This window comes from Streptomyces sp. IBSBF 2435 (genome assembly GCF_036815005.1).
Taxonomy (GTDB): Bacteria; Actinomycetota; Actinomycetes; order Streptomycetales; family Streptomycetaceae; genus Actinacidiphila.
On record NZ_JAJSYW010000320.1, the window covers coordinates 1 to 4,110 of the forward strand.

The window sequence follows — 4,110 nt, forward strand, 5'->3', positions numbered from 1 at the left end:
GTCCCTGAAGTCCCGCCGCCGCCCGCCCCCCGAAGCCCCGGCAGCCGCACCGGAGGGGGCCGGCTGAGGCTTCCGCTGACGCGGGCCGGTGCGGCGGCATCCCGGGGACACCGGACTGAGCCGCAGTGCGGGCCGGTCGTACCGGCGCGGCAGGCGCGCTCCCACTCGGCCTCGGTCGGCAGCCGGTACCCCTCGGCGGACTCGTCCTACTCGACGCCTTCGCCGTGGCGTGCGGGCGGTAGGCGGGGCGAGCCCGCCGCGCGGGCCGTATCGAGTGCGCGCCGGGCACGCGGCAGGTAGTCGGCGGGCGCGTGGGGGAGATGGTTCGGCTCGACGTCCATCATGAGCACGGCGGTACGGGACATGGCGTGCGCCTTTCGTTCAGCGCTGGGCGGGTCGGGAGTGCGGCGCCCGGCGCGGGCTACGGCGTTCGCGGCGTATCGGCCGACGCGTCCGCGTACGCGTCGGCCTCGCGGCCGGGCGGGTCGCCCGGCGAGCGGCCGAGCGTGCGGTCGAAAACGGTCGAGAGCAGGTAGAGCACGCCCGCGCCGAGCATGATCCAGGCCAGGTGGTGCATGCCGCCGGTGTCCGCCCGCTGCCCGAAGGAGGCCGCCGTCGTGGCGGCGGCGACCATCGAGCCGACGTAGGCGAACGTACGCAGCAGCCCCGCCGACGAGGCGGTGCGCTCGGGTTCGGACTGGAAGTAGACGGAGTTCTGGAAGGCCAGGTTGTTCAGGCCCTGCGGGAGGCCGAAGACCACGGCGACCGCGACCAGCGTCCACACCGGGCTGTCCCCGGTGAGCGTCAGCATCACCACGCACGCGGCGACCTGTCCGACCCCGCCGACCAGCAGCTTGCCGCGTACGCTCCTGCGCCGCCCGGTGACGATCGAGATCCCGATGGCCACCAGGAACATCGGGATCTGCACCAGCCCGGCGTGGAAGGGCGAGAGCCCGTAGCCCTCCTCCGTCCACTGGGTGAAGCCGTAGAGGAAGGAGTAGGCGACGACGTAGGCGACCAGCGCGCGGCCGTAGGTCACCAGCAGGGGCGTGTTGCCGCCCAGCACCCGCAGGTCGATGAAAGGCGTCGGGGCGCGCAGCTCCCGTACCCCGAAGGCGGCGCCCGCGGCGGCGGCGATCACCAGCAGGTACCAGTTGCGCAGGTGCGGGTTCATCAGGAACAGCAGCAGCGCGACGAGCAGGACTGCGAACAGCGCCATGCCGGGCAGGTCGAGCTGGGCGGCGCGGCGCCCGCGCCGCGGGGCCTCGCCCGTGCGGGCCTCCTTCGGCAGCCGGAGCAGCCCCAGCAGTACGGCCGCGGCGGCCAGCGGCACGTTCAGCGCGAAGGTGGCGCGCCAGCCGCCCAGGCCGATCAGCAGGCCGCCGAGCAGCGGGCCGATCACGGCGATGGTCTGGTTGGCGACCGCCAGCGCGGTCAGCACCCCGCCGGGGCTGTCCTGCCCGGTGCGCCCGGCCTCGCTGCGCAGCAGCGCCATCGCGGCCGGATACCCGGCGCAGGTGCCGAAGCCGAGCAGGACCCGCGAGCCGATCAGCACCCCCAGGCCGGGGGCCAGGGTGCCGATGACACCGGCGACCCCGACCAGGCTGGTGCCGACCAGGAAGAGCCTGCGCGGCCCGAAGATGTCGATGAGCCGGCCCACGACGGGCTGCCCCAGAGCGGTGGCCAGGTAGAGGGCCGAGACCAGCCACGCGGTCTGCGAGGGCGGCGCGCCCAGGGCATCGCCGATGGGGATGAGCGTGACGGCGATGATGGTGGAGTTGATCGGGTTCAGGACCGAACCCAGCATCATCGGCGGCAGCAGCCGCCGGTCGAAGGCCGCCGGCGCCTTGCCCGGCCCCGCCGTCTTCCGCTCACTCATGGGTGAGGCGCACCAGTACGGCCATGGCGGCGACCACGGCCCGCCGCTCCTCTTCCGTGCACTTGTCCTGCAGCTCGCCGGCGAGCCATTCCTGCCGGGCCGCCCGCCCTTCCGCCACCCGCCGGTGCCCCTCCGCGGTCAGCGCGATCAGCAGCCGGCGCCCGTCGTCGGGGTCGGGCCGGCGTTCCACCAGCCCGAGCGCGGTCAGGGAGGCGACGGTGGTCGTCATCGACTGGTGGCGTACGCCCTCGGCCGAGGCCAGCTCGCTGGCCGTGACGCCCGGCCGGTCGGACAGCCGGGCCAGCACGGACTCCTGCCCGAAAGTGATGTCCTCGGCCTCGGCGGCCTTCAGAATGCGCCGCCGCAGCCGGCTGATGACCGTACGGACCTCTCGCGACGCCTGCACCGCCGAGGGCGACAGGCGGGGGCTCTCGTTCATGCGTTCCACCCTAGGACCCGCAGGGTGAGTTGTACAGTTTCAACTGTACAGATTGCCCTGCCGGGTGGCGGCGCCCCCCGGACAGCGCGAAGGCCGTACCGCCGGGAGGTCGGCGGTACGGCCGGTCAGCGCGCCCGGGGCCGGGCGGCCGGGGTCAGCCGAGGCTGCCGGTCATCGCGTTCAGCAGGGTGCCCGACGCGTCGTCGTTCTCCAGCGAGAAGGCGAACATGCCCGCCAGGCCCTTGGACTTGGCGTAGGCGGCGCGGGCCTGGACGGCCTGCGGATTGTCGCCGGTCCAGAAGTTGGTGCCGTCGTAGATCCAGGCGCTCTCGGTCACCGGGTCCCAGTGGGTGGTGGCCGCGGTGGCGTTCAGCTCCTTCCAGGCGGCCAGGCCGGCCTCCTGGCTCAGCGCCTTCGCCGCGGTGGGTCCGGTGGCCGGCTGGTAGAGGCCGTAGTCGCCGCCTGCGGGTACGCCGGTCCAGCCGCGCCAGTAGAAGGGCACGCCGAGCACGAGCTTGGCGGCGGGGAATCCGCCGGGGATGCCGTACGCGGGCAGCCCCGTGGTGTAGGCGGCCACCGCGGTGTCGACGTTGTACTTGGCGGTGCCCGGCGCGATCGGCCCCGTCGGGTCGGCGGGGCTGTCGTGCAGCGGGTCCTGGTGGTTGGTGGGTCCCGTCGCGTCCCACGAGCCGTGCATGTCGTAGGTCATGACGTCGGCGTAGTCGAGGTAGGCGCCGATCCTGTCGGTCTCCAGGTAGGCGATCTTGTCCTGGCCGCTGGGCAGTGCGGCGGTCAGCAGGAAGTGCTTGCCGACACTGCTGCCGTACGCGTCCAGCTCGGTGCGGAACTCCTTGAGCAGCAGGGTGAAGTTCGCCTTGTCCGCCGCCGCGTAGTGGTTGCCGGTGTGGCCGCCGGCCGAGCCCGGGTACTCCCAGTCGATGTCGATGCCGTCGAAGAGCCCGGCCGCCGACGCCGTGCCGCCGGACGGGTCGCCCTGGACGTTGGCCGGCACATTGCCCTTCATGAACATGTCGATGCAGGAGGAGACGTAGGCCTTCCGGGAGGCGTCGGTGGCAGCCGCGTCGGAGAAGAACTTGGAGTACGTCCAGCCGCCCAGCGACACGGTCAGCCGCAGGTTGGGGTACTTCGCCTTGAGGGCGCGCAACTGGTTGAAGTTGCCCTTGAGCGGCTGCTCGTAGACGTCCGCCGTGCCGTCGACGCTGTCGCCCGCGGCCACGTCGGCCTGGTAGTCGGCGTAGGCGTCGCCGGCCCCGTCGCCGGCGTTCGGGTCGGACTCGTTGGCGGCGTCGGAGGCCTTGATCGCCTCGAAGCACGTATGCGTGCCGGGGTGGATGTTCTCGAAGGCGTAGGTGACCACGTCGAGCTTGGCGGCGGCGCCGCTGGTGCCGATCTGCTTGGGGTAGTACGCGTTCTCGTAGATGCCCCACTGGTCGAAGTAGGCGGACGCGAACTGCTTGGCGGCCGGCGCCGCCGCCGTCGTGGCGGTGACCGGGGCCGACAGCGTCGCCGAGGCGTGCCCGGCCCGGTCGTAGGCCTGTACGGCGAAGGTGTAGGCAGTCTTCGGCAGCAGCGAGCTGACCGCGACGGTGGTGCCCATGGACGTGGCCACGATCTGGCCGTTCGAGTACACCTTGTACGCGGCGACGTCGCCGTTCTGGGAGGAGTCCGTGGACTTGTTCCAGCTGAGCACGACGGCGTTGCCGGTGACCTTGGTCGCGGCCAGGCCGGTGGGGGTGGTGATCTTTCCGTCGCCGGTGGGGCCGGTCGGGGG

3 protein-coding genes and 1 pseudogene are annotated in these 4,110 nt (G+C 72.6%); all 4 read right to left on the reverse strand.

What is annotated here, in order from left to right; all coding sequences use genetic code 11:
* Nucleotides 1-119: 119 nt before the first annotated feature.
* Nucleotides 120-206 (reverse strand): annotated as a pseudogene (locus V7E46_RS32740) (SUMF1/EgtB/PvdO family nonheme iron enzyme); the annotation flags it as partial.
* Nucleotides 207-421: 215 nt separating this feature from the next.
* On the reverse strand, nucleotides 422-1,879 hold the full coding sequence (locus V7E46_RS32745) for an MFS transporter (protein WP_333771805.1): 1,458 nt from the start codon (nucleotides 1,877-1,879) through the stop codon (nucleotides 422-424).
* On the reverse strand, nucleotides 1,872-2,318 hold the full coding sequence (locus tag V7E46_RS32750) for a MarR family winged helix-turn-helix transcriptional regulator (RefSeq protein WP_333771806.1): 447 nt from the start codon (nucleotides 2,316-2,318) through the stop codon (nucleotides 1,872-1,874). Before V7E46_RS32750 ends, V7E46_RS32745 begins: the two co-directional genes overlap by 8 nt.
* A 154-nt stretch (nucleotides 2,319-2,472) precedes the next feature.
* On the reverse strand, nucleotides 2,473-4,110 hold a 1,638-nt coding region (locus V7E46_RS32755; protein WP_333771807.1), incomplete at its 5' end, for a glycosyl hydrolase family 18 protein.